This is a genomic window from Serratia sp. K1WW1 (genome assembly GCF_055790865.1).
In genome coordinates, this window is sequence record NZ_CM147697.1 from 2,359,815 (window position 1) to 2,376,185 (window position 16,371).

Sequence of the window (16,371 nt, forward strand, 5' to 3'; positions counted from 1 at the left end):
ATGATGAACAACAAGACCGGCCCGCATAACGGGCCGTTTCCTCAAGATGAGCAGGCCGCTTCGCCTTCGCGCAGGCGGTTGTTGCAGGGGTTGGGCATGATGGGCGGAGCTCTGGCGTTGGCAGGGCCATCCTTGGCCCGGGCAGCAGAAGAGCCGCTGGCTACCTCGCAGGACGAACGCTGGCAAAAACAACCGTTCTACGGCCAGCACCAAGCCGGTATTTTGACGCCGCAGCAAGCGGCCATGATGCTGGTGGCTTTCGACGTGTTGGCGACCAACAAGCAGGATCTTGAACGGCTATTTCGTCTGTTAACCAGCCGTATCGCGTTCCTCACCAGCGGCGGTAAGGCACCGGAGGTCGATCCCAAGCTGCCACCGTTGGATTCGGGCATTATGGGGCCAGAGATCTACCCCGATAACCTGAGCATCACCGTTTCCGTTGGCACCTCGCTGTTTGATGAGCGCTTTGGTTTACAGGCGCAGAAACCGCTGCACCTGCAAACCATGACGCGTTTCCCCAACGACTCACTCGATGCTGCCCTGTGTCATGGTGACCTGCTGCTGCAAATCTGTGCCAATACCAATGAAACGGTGATCCACGCGCTGCGCGATATCATCAAGCATTCGCCAGACTTGCTCAGCGTGCGCTGGAAGCGGGAAGGTTTTATCTCGGCTCACTCGGCCCGCAGCCGGGGCAAAGAGACGCCGATTAACCTGCTGGGCTTCAAAGATGGCACGGCCAACCCAAAAACCAGCGATAAGCCGTTGATGGATCAGGTGGTGTGGGTCGGTGATAAAGCGGGGGAACCTGCCTGGGCCGTTGGCGGTAGCTATCAGGCCGCGCGTATTATTCGTTTCCACGTCGAATTTTGGGATCGGACGCCGTTGCAGGAGCAGCAAACCATCTTTGGCCGTGAAAAACACAGCGGTGCGCCGTTGGGGATGAAGCACGAGCACGACGAACCGGACTATGCCAAAGACCCGGAAGGTAAGCTGATCCGCATGGATGCCCATATTCGGTTGGCCAACCCGCGAACGCCGCAGACCCAGAGCAGCCTGATGCTGCGCCGTGGCTACAGCTATTCGCTGGGCGTTTCCAATTCAGGGCAACTGGAGATGGGCCTGCTGTTCGTCTGTTACCAGGCTGACTTGGAGCAGGGCTTTCTGACGGTGCAGAAACGGTTGAACGGCGAAGCGCTGGAGGAATACGTCAAGCCTATCGGTGGCGGCTATTTCTTTGTGTTACCGGGCGTCAAGACGAGTGGTGATTATTTGGCCAGCGGCTTGCTGCAGGCTTGAACAGCTAAGTTTTCAGCATAACAGAGAAGCGCAGCACAAAGGCTGCGCTTTTTTATGTGCTCAATTTTTAATCCGGAAACCTAAATGTCATTCATTGTGATTAATATTAAGATATTGAAATTTAATAAAAAAATAATTTAATGCCAAGTCGTTTTCGCTTTGATATAGTGGTGTTGCAGCGGGTTAAAACAAAAAATATTAAATTTTTTTACATTTTAGCAACGCGGCGCGGTTGAATGTCATTATACTGTAATCATCTGGCGGTAGTTTTCACACGGTGCACAGCTTAGTGCTGTAAATATCACTGCGGGGATCGCTAATGGTAAAGTCCTTGGTTGGGCTACAAACAACAAATAACATACCTTCCCTGATTTCTCGTTGTAACGAGGGCTCTCTCTACGACTCTCAATTTCTGACCGACTCTTGGCTTTCCTTTCGCATTAATCCGGCTGACACACACTCCTGTTTTGTACCAATCTCGTTGTCCTGTGAAAAAGAGCCGCGCCCGATGGCGGCTAGGTGTTCACGTCATTCTATGGCTTTAAAGGGGGCCACAACCTGATACGTGTGTAACATAATCGCTCGGTGTTTGCTGCCCTGCGGTAGGTGAAACAAACTGTAAGGTGCCACTATGGGAAGACAGAAAGCAGTGATCAAAGCACGTCGTGAAGCCAAACGCGTCATTCGTCGTGACGCACGTAGTCATCGCCAGCGTGAAGAAGAAAGCGTGACCTCGCTGGTACAAATGGGTGGTGTGGAATCTATCGGCATGGCACGTGACAGCCGGGATACTTCTACCATCGAGGCTAGAACCGAAGCTCAAGGTCATTACTTATCAGCCATAGAAAACAAGCTGTTGATATTTGCCACTGGTGAGGCCGGTTGCGGTAAAACCTTCATCAGTGCTGCCAAGGCAGCTGAAGCCCTGATACATAAAGAGGTGGATCGGATAATCGTCACTCGTCCGGTTCTGCAGGCGGATGAAGATCTCGGCTTTTTGCCGGGGGATATCTCTGAGAAGTTCGCCCCTTATTTCCGGCCGGTGTATGACATTCTGCTACGCCGTTTAGGATCGTCGTTCTTGCAATACTGCCTGCGCCCGGAAATTGGCAAGGTAGAGATCGCGCCTTTCGCCTATATGCGCGGGCGTACCTTCGAAAATGCGGTAGTCATCCTGGACGAGGCCCAGAACGTGACGGCCAGCCAGATGAAGATGTTTTTGACCCGCCTGGGCGAGAACGTCACGGTGATCGTGAACGGTGATATTACCCAGTGCGATTTGCCACGCGGCGTGAAATCCGGCCTTAGCGACGCGCTGGAGCGCTTCGAAGAGGACGAGATGGTTGGCATCATTCGTTTCGACAAACAGGACTGTGTGCGCTCTGCCTTGTGCCAACGCACGCTTAATGCTTACGATTAATTTGTCTGTTAGTTTTCCAAAGGCCACTTCGGTGGCCTTTTTGTTGGTTGCAAGTGCCAGTAGCCTACATCACTAAAGCTGCGCCATTGCGGCCAATTTGAGTACAATAAATCGCAGGATCATTAAGGAATAATATTATGGACGATAATCAGCGCTGGCGGTCCAGCGTAGGGAAAACGTGGTTACTGGGCGCGATACTGTTAGTGGGAAGTTTTACATCCTCGGTAAATGCAACGACCCCACAGAACTACCATCAGGTCTCGCCAGAACTCTACCGTTCCTCTCAGCCCTCGGCTGCCCAGATGCAAACGCTCGAACAGCAGGGCATTAAAACCGTACTCAGTTTACGCCAGTGGCATGACGACGACAGCGAAGCGAGAGGCACTGGCCTACTTCTGCGCCGGGTGGCGATCAACGCCGCCGTAATTAATGATGACATCGTGGTTGCGGCACTCAGAGAAATTCGTTTTGCCCTGAAACCGGTGTTGGTTCACTGCTGGCATGGCAGCGATCGTACCGGGCTGGTGGTGGCAATGTATCGTCTGGTGTTTGAAAACGCGGATAAACCTGCGGTGCTGGCCGAATTGAGAAAGCCGGGACATGGCTATCATGAAAGCTATTATGCCGGGATTGCGCGCTATATTGGTGATGTCGATGTCAGCAAGATACGGCAGCGGGTTTTTGCCGATAACTTCACCAAGGGGAAGTGATTTGCTAGCAAAGGGTGGGGCATTGGCTACGGCGATCGTCCCCTCACCCTAACCCTCTCCCACAGGGAGAGGGGACTGGCCGTGCTACCAATTGGCCGCTTTACCGGTTTACAACACCGTATCGATTTCCTTCGTGAATAAGCTGCAGATTGCTTCCTATAACTAAATACAGCACTGTATCAATTCCTCTCCCACAGGGAGAAGGGACTGGCCGTGCTACCAATTGGCCGCTTTACCGGTTTACAACACCGTATCGATTTCCTTCGTGAATAAGCTGCAGATTGCTTCCTATAACTAAATACAGCACTGTATCAATTCCTCTCCCATAGGAAGAGGGGACCTACCGTGCCACGGATTAGCTCTTGAACCCAACCTCCGCACTGGCTTAACGCCCCCCGTTCTGACCTAGTCAAAATGCCCCCCCTTCCAAACACAGCACCGTTGCAGCTCCCTCGCCCTGCGGGAGAGGGTTGGGGTGAGGGGGATCTCGATAGCATGACCGACAATCCGGTATCTTTCCCCGTATGTTCATTTACTCCACCCAAACCGAATCTGCTAAATCGTTAGCTTCCTCCCTAGCGTAAATCCCATTCTCGTTTAAGCTTTGTGTAAATTTTTGCGGCTTTTTGTATAGAATTTTGGTTTCAATAACGTTAATTATTGGTGTCTTGCGGCCGTTAAACCGATCTTAACGGGGCTAAAGGAATCGTTGGGTTGTGTGCCGTGATTGGCATTCTGCTGGTCGTATTTTGGGGTTCTGAAGTTATCATGAAATATATCATTCTTATCTTATTGATTTTGTGCGTTTTATACATTCATTATCGTGGCCGTGTTCGCTATCCCTTTTGGCGTCAGCTTTCCGACCATTCCACCTTTACCGCCCCGCTGAACGTGTTTATGTACCTGTTCTCACGGGTGCCGACCACGCCTTACCTGCAACCGGAGCAGTTCCCCGATCTCATTATCCTGCGTGACAACTGGCAGACCATTCGTGAAGAAGGTCAGCAACTGATGGAGATCCAGCAAATCAAGGCGTCGGATAAATTTAACGATGCCGGATTCAACTCCTTCTTCAAAACCGGCTGGAAGCGCTTTTATCTGAAGTGGTATGAGGATAATCATCCTTCGGCAATGGCGTTATGCCCGCAAACCACTGCGCTGTTACGCAGCCTGCCTTCGGTGAAGGCCGCGATGTTTGCCGAATTACCTCATGGCAGCCGCTTGCCACGCCACCGCGACCCTTATGCCGGTTCGTTGCGCTATCACCTGGGGCTGATCACCCCGAATGACGACCGCTGCTTTATCGAAGTGGATGGCGAACGTTACAGCTGGCGTGACGGCGAAGGGGTGATGTTCGATGAAACCTATCTGCACTACGCCGAAAACCAGAGCGGGGAAAACCGTTTGATCCTGTTTTGCGACATCGAGCGGCCAATGCGTTACCGTTGGGCGCAGGCGGTGAATCACTGGTTAGGGCGTAATTTGATGAGTGCTGCGACAGCACCGAATGAAGAGGGCGATCGTACCGGCGGCGTCAATCGGCTGTTCAAATATATCTATGCCGTGCGTAAGGTTGGCAAGCGATTAAAAGCCTGGAACAAGACGGGCTATTACATTATCAAATGGCTGCTGTTTGGCGGGATTGCAGCACTGATTTTCTTTGCGCTATAAATAGAACAGGGCGCAACACTGCGCCCTGTTGATGGTTTGTCACTGCCCGCTATCAGGCAAATATCGTCATCATGTAAGCGGCAAACAGCGCCAGGTGCGCGGTGCCGTTTAACACGTTGGTTCTGCCGGTAGAGAACGAGATATGGCACAATATCAACACCGTCAGCATCACTACCATATGCGGTGCCTGCAGGCCGAAGATTAGCGTCTGGCCAGTCAGGGTGGCAATAATCGTTACCGCCGGTACCGTCAGTGAAATGGTCGCCAGCACCGAGCCGAAGAACAGGTTCATGGCGCGCTGCACCTGATTGTTCAACACCGCGCGCAGAGCGCCCAGCCCTTCCGGGGACAGGATCAGCAACGCAACCAGGAAACCGGTGAACTGGGTTGGTGCGTTCAGCTTGGTGAGCAAGCCTTCAAGCGGGTTGGCGTTGAATTTGGTGACGGCAATGACCGCGACCAGATGCACGATCAACCAGGCGGCATGCCACAGGCTGCTGTGGGACGAGGGTTTACCGTGGTGCGGGTCGCCATCGTCATCTTCGTGTTCATAAACAAACAGGCTCTGGTGGGTTTTGGTCTGGATCAGCAGGAACACGCCGTACATTGCCGCCGAGATGGCCGCAACCAGCAGTGACTGGCCCACGCTGAAGTTGCCCCCAGGCAAGGCGCTTGGCAACACCAGCACGATCACCGCCAGTGGGAGGATCGCCATCAGGTATTGCTTGATACCGCCAAGGTTAACGTACTGGGTAGCAAACTTGCGCCCGCCGAGCAGCAGGGCAACCCCAACCAGTCCGGCAGTCACAATCATGATGATTGAATACAGTGTGTCACGCATCAGGGCCGGGGCCGCGTCGCCGGTTGCCATCAGTGCCGAAATCAGGCTCACTTCCAGGATCACTACCGACAGGCTGAGGATCAGCGAGCCGTAGGGTTCACCCAGGCGGTGGGCCAGTACGTCGGCATGGCGTACCACGCTGAAAGCACTGCTGAGGATACCGACCAGGGCAATAATGTTGATGGCCACAATCAGTGGGAAACTGCTGGTACCGCTCCACAGGTTGAGCACAACCAACGCGGCGATAGGGAAAATCAGGGAATACTCTGTGTGGCGAGATTTTGATCGGCCAGGATCGTTGTGCGACTTCATTAGGGTACATCTCCTTCTCAAACTGCGTGGCCCGTCATCGCTGTTCACCTGCAGGTAGGGTCAGCGTATCCAGAAAGTTGTTAATAATAATAGGATACACTCTGCGCATGACGCCGAGTAATAATGTGATGTTGTGTTTAGTTTTTAGAAAGCAAAACTTTGCTTTATGTGATAAGAGTAACAAAAAAACCGCATGCGATGCGGTTTTTTTTACTTACTTTTACGTAAAAATCCAGGTTTTCTATGTTAAACGCCTATAAAAGGGTTTTAACTGGCATTTTTCACGGTAAATAAGGCAGATAATGGCGATCAGGAGTCAATGTTATCCATGATATCGTGCCTTTTCTGGTGGTAACCCTCTTCATTTAGCCCTTCACGCCAGTAAGGTACGGCATAAAGCTGATTACGCTCACATTGGCGCTCCCGGCGCAGGTAACGACGCAGTTCGACCACCAGACGGTCCTCACCTGCCAGCCAGAACTGGGTGCCGCTTTGCGGCAGTGGCAAGGCGCAGAATTGCGTGATGAGATCGGCCGTTTTCTCCGTGCCGCCAATGATCCAGCTTAGTTCAACACCGGCAGGTTTTTGCAGATCGATAACGTCCGCAGGGGTATCGACACGGATAAACGCGTGGCCTTCGCTATGTGCTGGCAAGTTTTCCAGCAGTGCGGCGATGGCCGGTAATGAAGAAGGATCGCCAGCCAGGCAGTAGAAGTCGGCCGCTGGCAACATTGGTTTGGGGCCGCCAGGGTTGCTGATACCAATTTTATCCCCCGGCTTGGCCTGACGTGCAAAGTTCACCGCTGGCCCGCTGTGGTCGTGCAGGGCAAACTCAATATCAATCTCACCCTGCTGCGGGCGGACGGCTCGAATAGAGTAGGTGCGTATTAGCGGACGCACTGCATCGGCGGCCCACACCGGGCCCTTCTCGGTGAGAGTGGGAAGGTCTGGCTGGGTTTGGCCTGCGAGCGGTAAGAACACCTTGATATGTGCGGCGGCGGCTTCAGCAGGGTAAAAACGCAGGTCTGGCGCGCTGAAGGTGATACGGCGCAGGTGCGGCGTGATGTCGCGTAAACGGGCAACTTCGATCAAATAGGGTGCGCGGTTGCGTGGGGTTTCGGTTGTCACGGGGTTCTCCTTTATCATTCTGCGGCCAGTATATCACGCCATCTGATAATGAGAATTGTTTGCTGATTGACATGGCAAATCAGGCCCAGCGGAGAAATTAGCCAGGATTGTGTTTTTTTCGGTTAAAACGCCGCTCTCTGTTAACAAAACGCAGGGGAAGAGTAAAGTTTTACGTCTATAATTATTATTGCTTCTGAGTACAAATACTTTTTCACATTAAATATGCCTGGAAACTTGATTGGGAGGTCAGAAAAGAATATGGTCATTTATACCTGTCGTCTTTCAAGTTGCAGCGTTGTTATCTGCACTTACCCACCCCAGTCACTTACCCAAAAGTAAGCTCCTGGGGATGAGTAAGCTTGTTGCCTAGCTGCAACTTGAAATCCATAGGGTATATATTTTTTGCTGGGCGGTGGAAATAAATACGCCCCGAATCCCAAAAAAGAAATTGCATACACAGTGGCGAAGGGTTTAGGGCAATCCTATTCCCAGGAGGTTGTATTAGGTGTTAACTCGAGATTTTCTGCAAAAAGCAGACTGCAAAACGGCATTCGGCACGATCGAAGAGTCGCTGTTGCTGACGCCGGAACAGCGCTCGGCCTCACTGACATGTACACTCTCCAGGCGGCCGGATAATAGCCCAGTATGGGTTTTCGGCTATGGTTCACTGATGTGGAACCCGGTATTTGAATCCGAAGAGGTGCGCCCGGCGACGCTGCAAGGCTGGCATCGGGCATTTTGCCTGCGTTTGACCGCCGGACGGGGCACGCTGCATCAGCCAGGGCGCATGCTTGCTCTGCAGGAAGGGGGGCAAACCACCGGTCTGGCCTTCCGCCTGCCGGAAGATAAGCTACGTGAAGAGCTGGAACTCCTGTGGAAGCGTGAGATGATCACCGGTTGCTATCTGCCAACCTGGTGTGACCTGACGCTGGACGACGGCAGCGTCGTTACCGCCTTGGTGTTTGTGATGAACCCGCAGCATCCGCTATTTGAAGCGGATACCAGCCATCAGGTGATCGCTCCGCTGATCGCCAGCGCCAGCGGCCCGTTGGGCACCAATGCGCAATATTTGTTTGCCTTGGACAACGAGCTGAAAAGTCACGGCATGAAGGATGACTGCATCGGCGATCTGGTCGGCTATGTCCGCCAGTGGCTGCAACAGAACACCTCGGGGCCAATAGGTGGCGAAGCCACGGCCTAACCTTCAGTTACCATCGGGGCGTCGTATTGCGCGCCCCCAAATGCCTCAACAACCCTCGCGTTGATATATCTTATCCCTCTAGGTAATAACTTTTTGCTGCATAACTCATTTAACCACAATATTAAAACGGTTATTTATCTCATTAATTTTAAAGCTGTTTATAATCTAAAGAAAAGCGGTGGTGAATTTTTAATGATAAAAAATGCACTTAGCATTAAAAGCTATAAGTAAAGACTATTCCTTATTTGTTCTGTCTGCCCAGACTCCGTATCAATATTGTTAACGGTTTTGGGGAGAGAAGAGGACGGAATGAATTTTCAGCAATTAAAAATTATTCGTGAGTCAGCACGTTGCAACTACAACCTGACTGACGTTGCAAATGCGTTATTTACCTCACAGTCTGGGGTTAGCCGCCATATTCGCGAGCTGGAAGAGGAACTGGGGATTGAGATATTTATCCGCCGTGGCAAACGGTTATTAGGTATGACCGAACCGGGCAAAGAGCTGTTGGTGGTCGCGGAACGCATCCTCAATGATGCCAATAATATCCGCCGTCTGGCCGATGTGTTCAGCAGTAAAGACGCGGGCCAACTCCATATTGCCACCACCCATACCCAGGCCCGCTACAGCCTACCGGGGGTGATTAAGGAGTTTCGGTCGCTGTATCCGCAGGTGCGCGTGGTGCTTAATCAGGGGAGCCCGGAGGAGATTGCCGCCATGCTGGCCTGCGGCGAAGCGGATATCGGCATCGCCAGTGAACGCCTGATGAGCGAAGACTCATTGGCTGCTTTTCCCTATTACCGCTGGAACCATGCGATCCTGGTTCCGGAAGGCCACGAATTGACACGCCAACCGCTGGTTACGTTGGAAATGCTCAGTGCGTTGCCGTTGATTACCTACCGCCAGGGCATCACCGGGCGCTCACGGCTGGATGCGGCATTCAAAGCTGCAGGGCTGACGCCGGATATCGCGCTAAGCGCCCAGGATTCTGACGTCATCAAAACCTATGTTGAGTTGGGGCTGGGTGTAGGCATTCTGGCGGATATGTCGTTTGAAAAGGAGCGCGATCGTGGGTTGGTGAGCCTCAATGCCGAACATTTGTTTGAGCCTAATACCGTCTGGTTGGGGCTGAAGCGCGGTCAGTTACAACGTAACTATACCTGGCAGTTTATCCAGCTATGTAATCCCACCTTGTCGCTCACGGACATTAAGGAGAAAGTGTTCTCCGATCAGTTGGAACAGGTTATCGACTATCAGATCTGAAGTTGTAATGCGCTGGAATGGTGCAAAGCGCGCCATATCACTGTGCAATAGTGAGGGGTGGATTACAGATTGCACGTCAATAACACTCTAAAATCTGTAGCTTGGCAAAGTGGCATACAAGCTGCTTTACCTTTAACGCGGAAACGTTGACTATCCGCGACGAATTTCAACAGGCGTCCGTGCAGCACGTTTGCCCCAATGGTGGAATGTGCTGTTCGGACGTCTTTTTTATCGCTGGTAATACCCTTGGTTGAGATCCCCGATTACAGGTTTTTCCGATGGCTTCTTTTTGCCGATCGCTTACCCTATGGCTTCAGGTTGCATTATGCTGTGCGGCAGGTTTTTTCTTCCTGCCGGAACGGTAGTGTCAACGAGGTAAGTTTGCCATGCGGCAAGGAAGACGAAGGGCAAACGTGGTTATGACCAAGGTTATTCAGCAAAAGATGTCACAGTTGTTATCCAGCACGCGTTTACTCGGGTTATTAGCTCTACCGGTGATAATGTTTAACGCCCAAGCGGAAGCTCCCCCGGCAGTGGCTGGCGTGGCTGATGCCCAGGCTGAGGCACCCGCTGCAGTAAAAAGTGAAGCTGAGGCTACGGTGGAAGCACCCTCGGTTGGGACGAGCGTGATTGACGATCTGGCTAAAGCGCCACCGACAGCAACAACAGAAACCCAGACGGTAGTACCACCGGCGGCGGTAGCAGAAGCACAGACAGTAGCACCCCCTGCAGAGGCTCAGGTTATCGCCCCACCGGCGGTGGCAAATGCGGCTGATATCGCGGCTAAAGTGCCTGCGGCCGTGACCCCGGTAGAAAAGCCTGCGGTTGTGGTCAGTGAGGTCAAGGCGCAGGCATCCCCGGCGCAAGAACTGCCGGAGCTGGGCAGCGCTGGCGTCAACGATGCCGAAAAAGAAAAAGAGTGGGCAACGCGGGCGAAAAAGCTGGCAGAGCAGAATCTTAACCAGATATCCAGCGAGCGGGCGCGCGCCGATACCAAAGATTACCTGACCAACCAGGCCAGCTCGGTCCTACAACAGGAGACCGAGGAGCTGCTTTCGCCACTTGGCACCGCTAAACTGTCGCTTGCGGTCACCCCTGAAGGGGATTTTACCGGCAGCAGCGGTCAGTTGTTCAGCCCGCTCTATGACGTGGATGGCTTGTTGACCTACAGCCAGGTGGGTTATCTGCAAAAGGCTAACGGTTCACAGGGTAATTTTGGCCTGGGGCAGCGCTGGGTGGTGGGGGATTGGCTGCTGGGATACAACTCCGTACTCGACAGTGACTTCCAGAATCAGCGCAACCGTGGCAGCATCGGTGCCGAAGCCTGGGGTGACTATCTACGCTTGTCGGCAAACTATTACCACCCGCTATCGTCATTTTCTCCACAGGCAAATAATGCCGTCTTTCTCGGCCGTCCGGCGCGTGGCTACGACATTACCACCCAAGGTTATCTGCCGTTTTACCACCAGCTTGGGGCCTCGCTCAGCTTTGAACAGTATCGCGGCGCCAGTGTCGATCTGCTAGGTAATGGCAACAAACAAACCGATCCTAGCGCTATGCAGGTGGGGCTCAACTATACGCCGGTCCCGTTGGTTACGGTCAAAGCCTTGCACAAACTGGATAATGTGGGCGAAACCCAGGACAAGGTCGAGCTGGCGATGACCTACCGCCTTGGGGTGCCGCTGCTTAAACAGATTTCTCCGTACTACGTGGAGCAGGCCAAATCATTGCGCGGTAGCCGCTATGACAGCATTGAACGAAATAATGTGCCGGTGCTGGAGTTCCGTGAAAGCAAAACGTTGCAGGTGTTTCTGGCGACGCCGTCATGGAGCCTGAACCCAGGGGAAACGCTGCCGCTGGTGCTGGAAATCAAAGCGGCCAATAAGATCGTTGCGGTCAACTGGCAAGGGGACACTCAGGCAGTCAGCCTGACACCACCGGCGAATATCAACGATCCGCAGGGGTGGACCTTGACGGTGCCCGCGTGGGATGAGACGCCAGGGGCCAGCAATCACTACCAATTGTCCGTCACCCTTGAGGATGAAAAGCAGCAGAAAGCCACCTCGAACTGGATCACGCTACAGGTTACCGCTCCCCTGAGCTTGTCTATTGAAGGGGAGCCTGGGTTACCGCCGCCGCAAACCCTGCAGCCACCGGCAATCCCGGCGGTTACCGGGCCGTTGCACCCAGAGGATAACTAATCCTTCTTATTACCCAACACCCAAACGGCGGCTTCTACGCGGGACTTCAGTTTCATCTTCTTTAGCAGGTGTTTCACGTGCACCTTGACGGTACTCTCGGTGATCATCAGTTTACGGGCGATCAGCTTGTTTGGCAGCCCCTGCGCGATCAGCTTGAGGATGTCGCGCTCGCGCGGGGTTAACTGCTGGATGTCGCGTTCTACCGCCGGGCGGTTTTCCCTCAGACTGGCCGCCAGCACTGGCGTCAATGCCTCGCTCAATACCATTTGCCCTGCCGCCGCCTGATGCAGTGCCTTGAGCAGTTCCTCTGGTTCCATATCTTTCAATAGATAGCCATCTGCACCGCGTTTTAGTGCGCTCACCACATCGTCTTCATGGTTGGAGACGCTGAATACCACCACGCGGCCGGAAAGGGCGGTTTGGCGCAGGCGATCCAGCGTTGCCAGGCCGTTCATTCCGGGCATATTCAGATCCAACAGGATCAGGTCGGGATCGTGCAGCTCCGCCAGTTCCACCCCTTGTTCGCCATTGCTGGCTTCGGCGATGACTTGCAGCCGCGGATCCATGCTAATCAACTGCTTGACGCCGTTACGCAACATGGGGTGATCGTCAATCAGCAGTATGGTGGCAGCTTCTTCGGTCGTCATAATACTTCCTTATTCGATAGCAGAATTATCCGGGCGGAACGTCACCCGTACTTCGGTGCCGCCGCCGCTGTACGGCAAGATTTCGCACTGGCCGTGCAGGCTTTTGGCGCGATCGCGCATGATGATTAGGCCGTAGTGATCGGGCCGCTCGCTGATATCTGGCAGGCCACGGCCATTATCGCTGACGCTCAGGGTGACTTCACCCTGCTGGTTTATCACCCGAATCGCGACCTGGCTGGCCTGCGCGTGTTGGTGAATGTTACTCAATGCTTCACGCGCGATCTGAAGCAGGTGGATCGCCTGATAGGCCGGTACGCTACGTGGGCCTAACTGATAATCCAGTTCGATGTTGAGCCCCAGCCGCTGATTGAATTCTTGCACCGTAGTCTGTAGTGCCGCCAGCAGGCCAGGTTCGGTCAGGCGCAGGCGGAAGGTGGTTAACAGCTCACGTAACTGGCGATAGGCGGTATTGATCTCTTCACGCATTTGTTGCACCAGTGCCAGGCTGGCTGGAGGGAGTTCGCCCCCCTGCATTTGCAGGCAACTGGTCTGCATTTTCAAGCAGGTAAGGGATTGAGCGATGGAGTCGTGTAACTCGCGGGCAATCGCGGCCCGCTCTTCCATCAACATCAACTGCTGCTGGTGGTCAACCTGGCGCTCTATCGCCAATACGCTGGTCAACTGCTCTATCAGGGTATTCATCAGCTGACATTGCTCATCGCTTAGCCGTTGTTCGGGTGCATGTTGAGCGACGACGATGCCATAATTGCCCAGTTGGTCACTCAGGCTCCAGCTAAGAGAAGGATGCCCCTGACTATGCGGCTGATGTTCGCTTAAGCAGGCGCTACAGACCGGATTATGGCAATACTCCGGCCTCAATGGCTGGTTACCGCTTAATTGCAGAAACTGTTCCTGACTGTTGTTTTCATACAGCCGTACCTGGATGCTGTGTAGCGGCGTCAGCGTTTGCAACTGGTTGAGGATTGGCGTCAGGCGGCTACAGATCGGCTCGCTGGTGTGCAACTGGCGGCTGGTGCGATACAGAAAGCCCAGCACCTGATTTTTCTGTTGCAGGTCGGCAGTTTTTTCTGCGACACGTTGCTCCAGCCTGGCATAGATGGTGGCAAGCTCGTCGGACATGGTGTTGAGCGCAGCGCCGAGGGAAGACATCTCGTCCTGATGCCCACGTTGGGCAAAGCGATGGCTGAAATCACCACGGCCAACCGCCAGCGCCAGTGCCACCAATTGACGCCAAGGGTGCAGCAAACGGCGGCGTAGATAACAGATGGTGCCGACCAGCAGCAACAGCGTCAGGCCGATAAATCCCCCCTGAACCAGCGTCACCATCAACAAGCGCCGTTCGGTTTGATGATCGATATCGGAAACCAGCTTGTCCAGCAGGCTGACAAAATGGGCTACTTGGGGGGCTGCATCGGCGGGGCGTTGCGCCTGACGGAGCCGGGGTTGCAGCTGGTTTAGCCAATAGTCACGCAGCGTCAGCAACTGCGGGGTTAGCCCTTCGCGCTCCAGCGCCTGCTGCAAGTCGCGGCTGGTTTCATCCCGATCCAATCCCTGCATCAGGAGGTCACTGTGGGCATCCAGAGGGACCTGAGACAGCAGACGGTAGCTCTGCATCCGTAGGGAGCCCGCTTTGTTGATGGCATGAGCATTGCCCTGAATGCTTTGCGACATCCAGGCGGAAATACTCATTCCGGCGATACCCAGCACCCCCAGCAGTAGCATTAGCAGGGCAACCTGGTTAACGATGGAAAGCGGAGCCAGCAAGCGTTTCATCGAATACGCGTCCCCTATAGAGCAGCAGAAACCAGAGAGTAGATACCCGCAACTCTGGCCGCCAAATTACGTCAATAGCCGCCATTTTTCCTCATCCCCCGGCGTAACCCCATACCCCTAACGAAGTACCTCTTAGTTTCCGGTGGCCTGACCCATAGCCAAACCATTAGCACTACTGTGGTATAACCTGCTGAATACCAATAGATTAGCTGGGCTTGATTGGCTACTCACTAAGGGATGTATGAGGTTTTTCCGCCATGAGTTACCTGCTTGCTCATTGATTTGCGTCAACTTTACCGCTTGAGGGGATCAACTAGGGTGTGCGCAGTTATCACCGTGTTTCTGAGGTTATTATGTCGCAATCTGCAACGCCTTTAGCAAAAAAAACGGGTGCGGTTATTCAGGACTGGCAACCTGAGAACAGCGAATTCTGGCAGCAGAGCGGGCACCGCATTGCCCGCCGCAACCTGTGGATCTCCATACCCTGCCTGTTGCTCGCCTTCTGCGTCTGGATGTTGTTCAGCGCCGTGGCGGTAAACCTGAACAAAGTGGGTTTTAATTTCACCACCGATCAGCTGTTTCTGTTGACCGCATTGCCTTCGGTTTCCGGCGCGATCCTGCGCGTGCCGTATTCCTTCGTGATCCCGATGTTTGGTGGCCGCCGTTGGACTGCCATCAGCACCTGTTTCCTGCTGGTACCTTGCCTGTGGTTGGGCTATGCGGTGCAAGATCCGACCACCTCATTCAACGTATTTATCATTATCGCGCTGTTGTGTGGTTTTGCTGGGGCCAACTTTGCCTCCAGCATGGCGAACATCAGCTTCTTCTTCCCGAAGGCGAAGCAGGGTGGCGCGTTGGGGCTGAACGGCGGTCTGGGAAATCTCGGGGTCAGCGTGATGCAACTGGTGGCTCCGTTAGCCATCTCGCTCGCCATGTTCGGCTTCCTGGGCGGTACGGGGCAGACACAGCCAGACGGCAGCCAGCTATGGTTGGAAAACGCCGCCTGGATTTGGGTGCCTTTCCTGCTGGTGGCAACGCTGGCGGCCTGGTTCGGTATGAACGATTTGGCCGCCTCAAAGGCTTCTTTGCGCCAACAACTGCCGGTACTCAAACGGGGTCACCTGTGGGTTTTGAGCCTGTTGTATCTGGCAACTTTTGGTTCCTTTATTGGTTTCTCTGCCGGTTTTGCCATGCTGGCGAAAACCCAGTTTCCGGACGTGGTGATCCTGCATTATGCCTTCTTCGGGCCGTTCCTTGGGGCGCTGGCTCGTCCCGTGGGCGGGGCGCTTTCCGATCGCTTTGGCGGTATTCGTGTGACGCTGCTGAACTTTATAGTCATGGCTATTTTCGCCGCCTTGCTGTTCCTGACCTTGCCGGGTAACGATCATCAGGGCTCGTTTATGGCCTTCTATGGCGTGTTTATGGTGCTATTCCTCACCGCCGGGTTGGGCAGCGGCTCGACCTTCCAGATGATCGCCGTGATATTCCGTAAAATCACCGTGGACAGAGTGAAAGCCGAAGGAGGAAGCGATGAGTTGGCACAGCGCGAGGCGGTAACCGATTCGGCTGCGGCGTTGGGCTTTATCTCGGCGATTGGTGCGGCAGGGGGGTTCTTTATTCCCAAGGCGTTTGGGACTTCGCTGGCGTTGACTGGCTCACCGGCTGGGGCGATGAAGATCTTCCTGGTGTTTTATATTCTGTGTGTCGTGGTGACTTGGGGCGTTTACGGCCGTAAAAAGGTTTCACGCTAGTTGAGTTAAGCAGAGGCCGCATGCGGCGACCCTACGGTCGAACATGTGCAACTTCTTCCCATTGGGCACCATTGCCTGTCCGTAATCTGACACTCCCTGCTTGCCGGGGAGTGTCTACCCTCTCAATTCACAC

12 protein-coding genes are annotated in these 16,371 nt (G+C 53.9%); 8 read left to right on the forward strand and 4 right to left on the reverse strand.

From position 1 onward, the window contains the following. Window positions 1-3 precede the first annotated feature (3 nt). The 4 genes from efeB (at window position 4) to lpxO (ending at window position 5,100) form a co-directional block, all read left to right on the forward strand. Window positions 4-1,299: an iron uptake transporter deferrochelatase/peroxidase subunit gene (efeB, locus tag ACX9GU_RS10660; protein ID WP_473195157.1), complete on the forward strand. Its 1,296-nt coding sequence runs from the start codon at window positions 4-6 to the stop codon at window positions 1,297-1,299. Window positions 1,300-1,930: 631 nt separating this feature from the next. Further along, window positions 1,931-2,719: a phosphate starvation-inducible protein PhoH gene (gene phoH, locus ACX9GU_RS10665; RefSeq protein WP_021180979.1), complete on the forward strand. Its 789-nt coding sequence runs from the start codon at window positions 1,931-1,933 to the stop codon at window positions 2,717-2,719. A 137-nt stretch (window positions 2,720-2,856) separates the two neighbouring features. After that, on the forward strand, window positions 2,857-3,429 hold the full coding sequence (locus tag ACX9GU_RS10670) for a phosphatase domain-containing putative toxin (RefSeq protein WP_473194732.1): 573 nt from the start codon (window positions 2,857-2,859) through the stop codon (window positions 3,427-3,429). Between the two features lie 768 nt (window positions 3,430-4,197). Further along, a complete protein-coding gene (lpxO, locus tag ACX9GU_RS10675) occupies window positions 4,198-5,100 on the forward strand; it encodes a lipid A hydroxylase LpxO (protein WP_059202051.1) in 903 nt (300 codons plus the stop codon). Between the two features lie 52 nt (window positions 5,101-5,152). On the opposite strand, the gene chaA is transcribed toward lpxO, so the two are convergent. Further along, window positions 5,153-6,253 (reverse strand): sodium-potassium/proton antiporter ChaA, encoded by a 1,101-nt coding sequence (gene chaA, locus ACX9GU_RS10680; protein WP_021180982.1) that lies wholly within the window; start codon window positions 6,251-6,253, stop codon window positions 5,153-5,155. 309 nt (window positions 6,254-6,562) lie between these two features. Further along, window positions 6,563-7,381 (reverse strand): siderophore-interacting protein, encoded by an 819-nt coding sequence (locus ACX9GU_RS10685; RefSeq protein ID WP_473194733.1) that lies wholly within the window; start codon window positions 7,379-7,381, stop codon window positions 6,563-6,565. Between the two features lie 505 nt (window positions 7,382-7,886). Between ACX9GU_RS10685 and ACX9GU_RS10690 the strand changes: the two genes are divergently transcribed. From ACX9GU_RS10690 to ACX9GU_RS10700, 3 genes are all read left to right on the forward strand, one after another. Next, window positions 7,887-8,582 carry a gamma-glutamylcyclotransferase gene (locus ACX9GU_RS10690; RefSeq protein ID WP_024485630.1) on the forward strand — a complete coding sequence of 232 codons (696 nt, stop codon included), beginning with the start codon at window positions 7,887-7,889 and terminating at the stop codon, window positions 8,580-8,582. Window positions 8,583-8,891: 309 nt separating this feature from the next. Further along, a complete protein-coding gene (gene cbl, locus ACX9GU_RS10695; RefSeq protein WP_473194734.1) occupies window positions 8,892-9,845 on the forward strand; it encodes an HTH-type transcriptional regulator Cbl in 954 nt (317 codons plus the stop codon). Between the two features lie 419 nt (window positions 9,846-10,264). Next, window positions 10,265-12,046, forward strand: a complete 1,782-nt coding sequence (locus ACX9GU_RS10700) for a YchO/YchP family invasin (RefSeq protein WP_473194735.1) — start codon at window positions 10,265-10,267, stop codon at window positions 12,044-12,046. On the opposite strand, the gene narL is transcribed toward ACX9GU_RS10700, so the two are convergent. Together narL and narX are read right to left on the reverse strand one after the other, a co-directional pair. Then, on the reverse strand, window positions 12,043-12,693 hold the full coding sequence (gene narL, locus ACX9GU_RS10705) for a two-component system response regulator NarL (RefSeq protein WP_473194736.1): 651 nt from the start codon (window positions 12,691-12,693) through the stop codon (window positions 12,043-12,045). The two genes, ACX9GU_RS10700 and narL, sit on opposite strands and share 4 nt — an antisense overlap. A 9-nt stretch (window positions 12,694-12,702) precedes the next feature. After that, window positions 12,703-14,487, reverse strand: a complete 1,785-nt coding sequence (gene narX / locus ACX9GU_RS10710) for a nitrate/nitrite two-component system sensor histidine kinase NarX (protein ID WP_473194737.1) — start codon at window positions 14,485-14,487, stop codon at window positions 12,703-12,705. A 353-nt stretch (window positions 14,488-14,840) separates the two neighbouring features. On the opposite strand from narX, the gene ACX9GU_RS10715 reads away from it, so the two are divergent. Continuing rightward, on the forward strand, window positions 14,841-16,238 hold the full coding sequence (locus ACX9GU_RS10715) for a NarK family nitrate/nitrite MFS transporter (protein ID WP_473194738.1): 1,398 nt from the start codon (window positions 14,841-14,843) through the stop codon (window positions 16,236-16,238). Window positions 16,239-16,371: the final 133 nt, after the last annotated feature.

Excerpts from the sequence above, each read along its gene's own strand:
- efeB (WP_473195157.1), top strand. The coding sequence starts at position 4 with ATGAACAACAAGACCGGCCCGCATAACGGGCCGTTTCCTCAAGATGAG.
- phoH (WP_021180979.1), top strand. The coding sequence starts at position 1,931 with ATGGGAAGACAGAAAGCAGTGATCAAAGCACGTCGTGAAGCCAAACGC.
- ACX9GU_RS10670 (WP_473194732.1), top strand. The coding sequence starts at position 2,857 with ATGGACGATAATCAGCGCTGGCGGTCCAGCGTAGGGAAAACGTGGTTA.
- lpxO (WP_059202051.1), top strand. The coding sequence starts at position 4,198 with ATGAAATATATCATTCTTATCTTATTGATTTTGTGCGTTTTATACATT.
- chaA (WP_021180982.1), bottom strand. The coding sequence starts at position 6,253 with ATGAAGTCGCACAACGATCCTGGCCGATCAAAATCTCGCCACACAGAG.
- cbl (WP_473194734.1), top strand. The coding sequence starts at position 8,892 with ATGAATTTTCAGCAATTAAAAATTATTCGTGAGTCAGCACGTTGCAAC.
- ACX9GU_RS10700 (WP_473194735.1), top strand. The coding sequence starts at position 10,265 with ATGACCAAGGTTATTCAGCAAAAGATGTCACAGTTGTTATCCAGCACG.
- narL (WP_473194736.1), bottom strand. The coding sequence starts at position 12,693 with ATGACGACCGAAGAAGCTGCCACCATACTGCTGATTGACGATCACCCC.
- narX (WP_473194737.1), bottom strand. The coding sequence starts at position 14,487 with ATGAAACGCTTGCTGGCTCCGCTTTCCATCGTTAACCAGGTTGCCCTG.
- ACX9GU_RS10715 (WP_473194738.1), top strand. The coding sequence starts at position 14,841 with ATGTCGCAATCTGCAACGCCTTTAGCAAAAAAAACGGGTGCGGTTATT.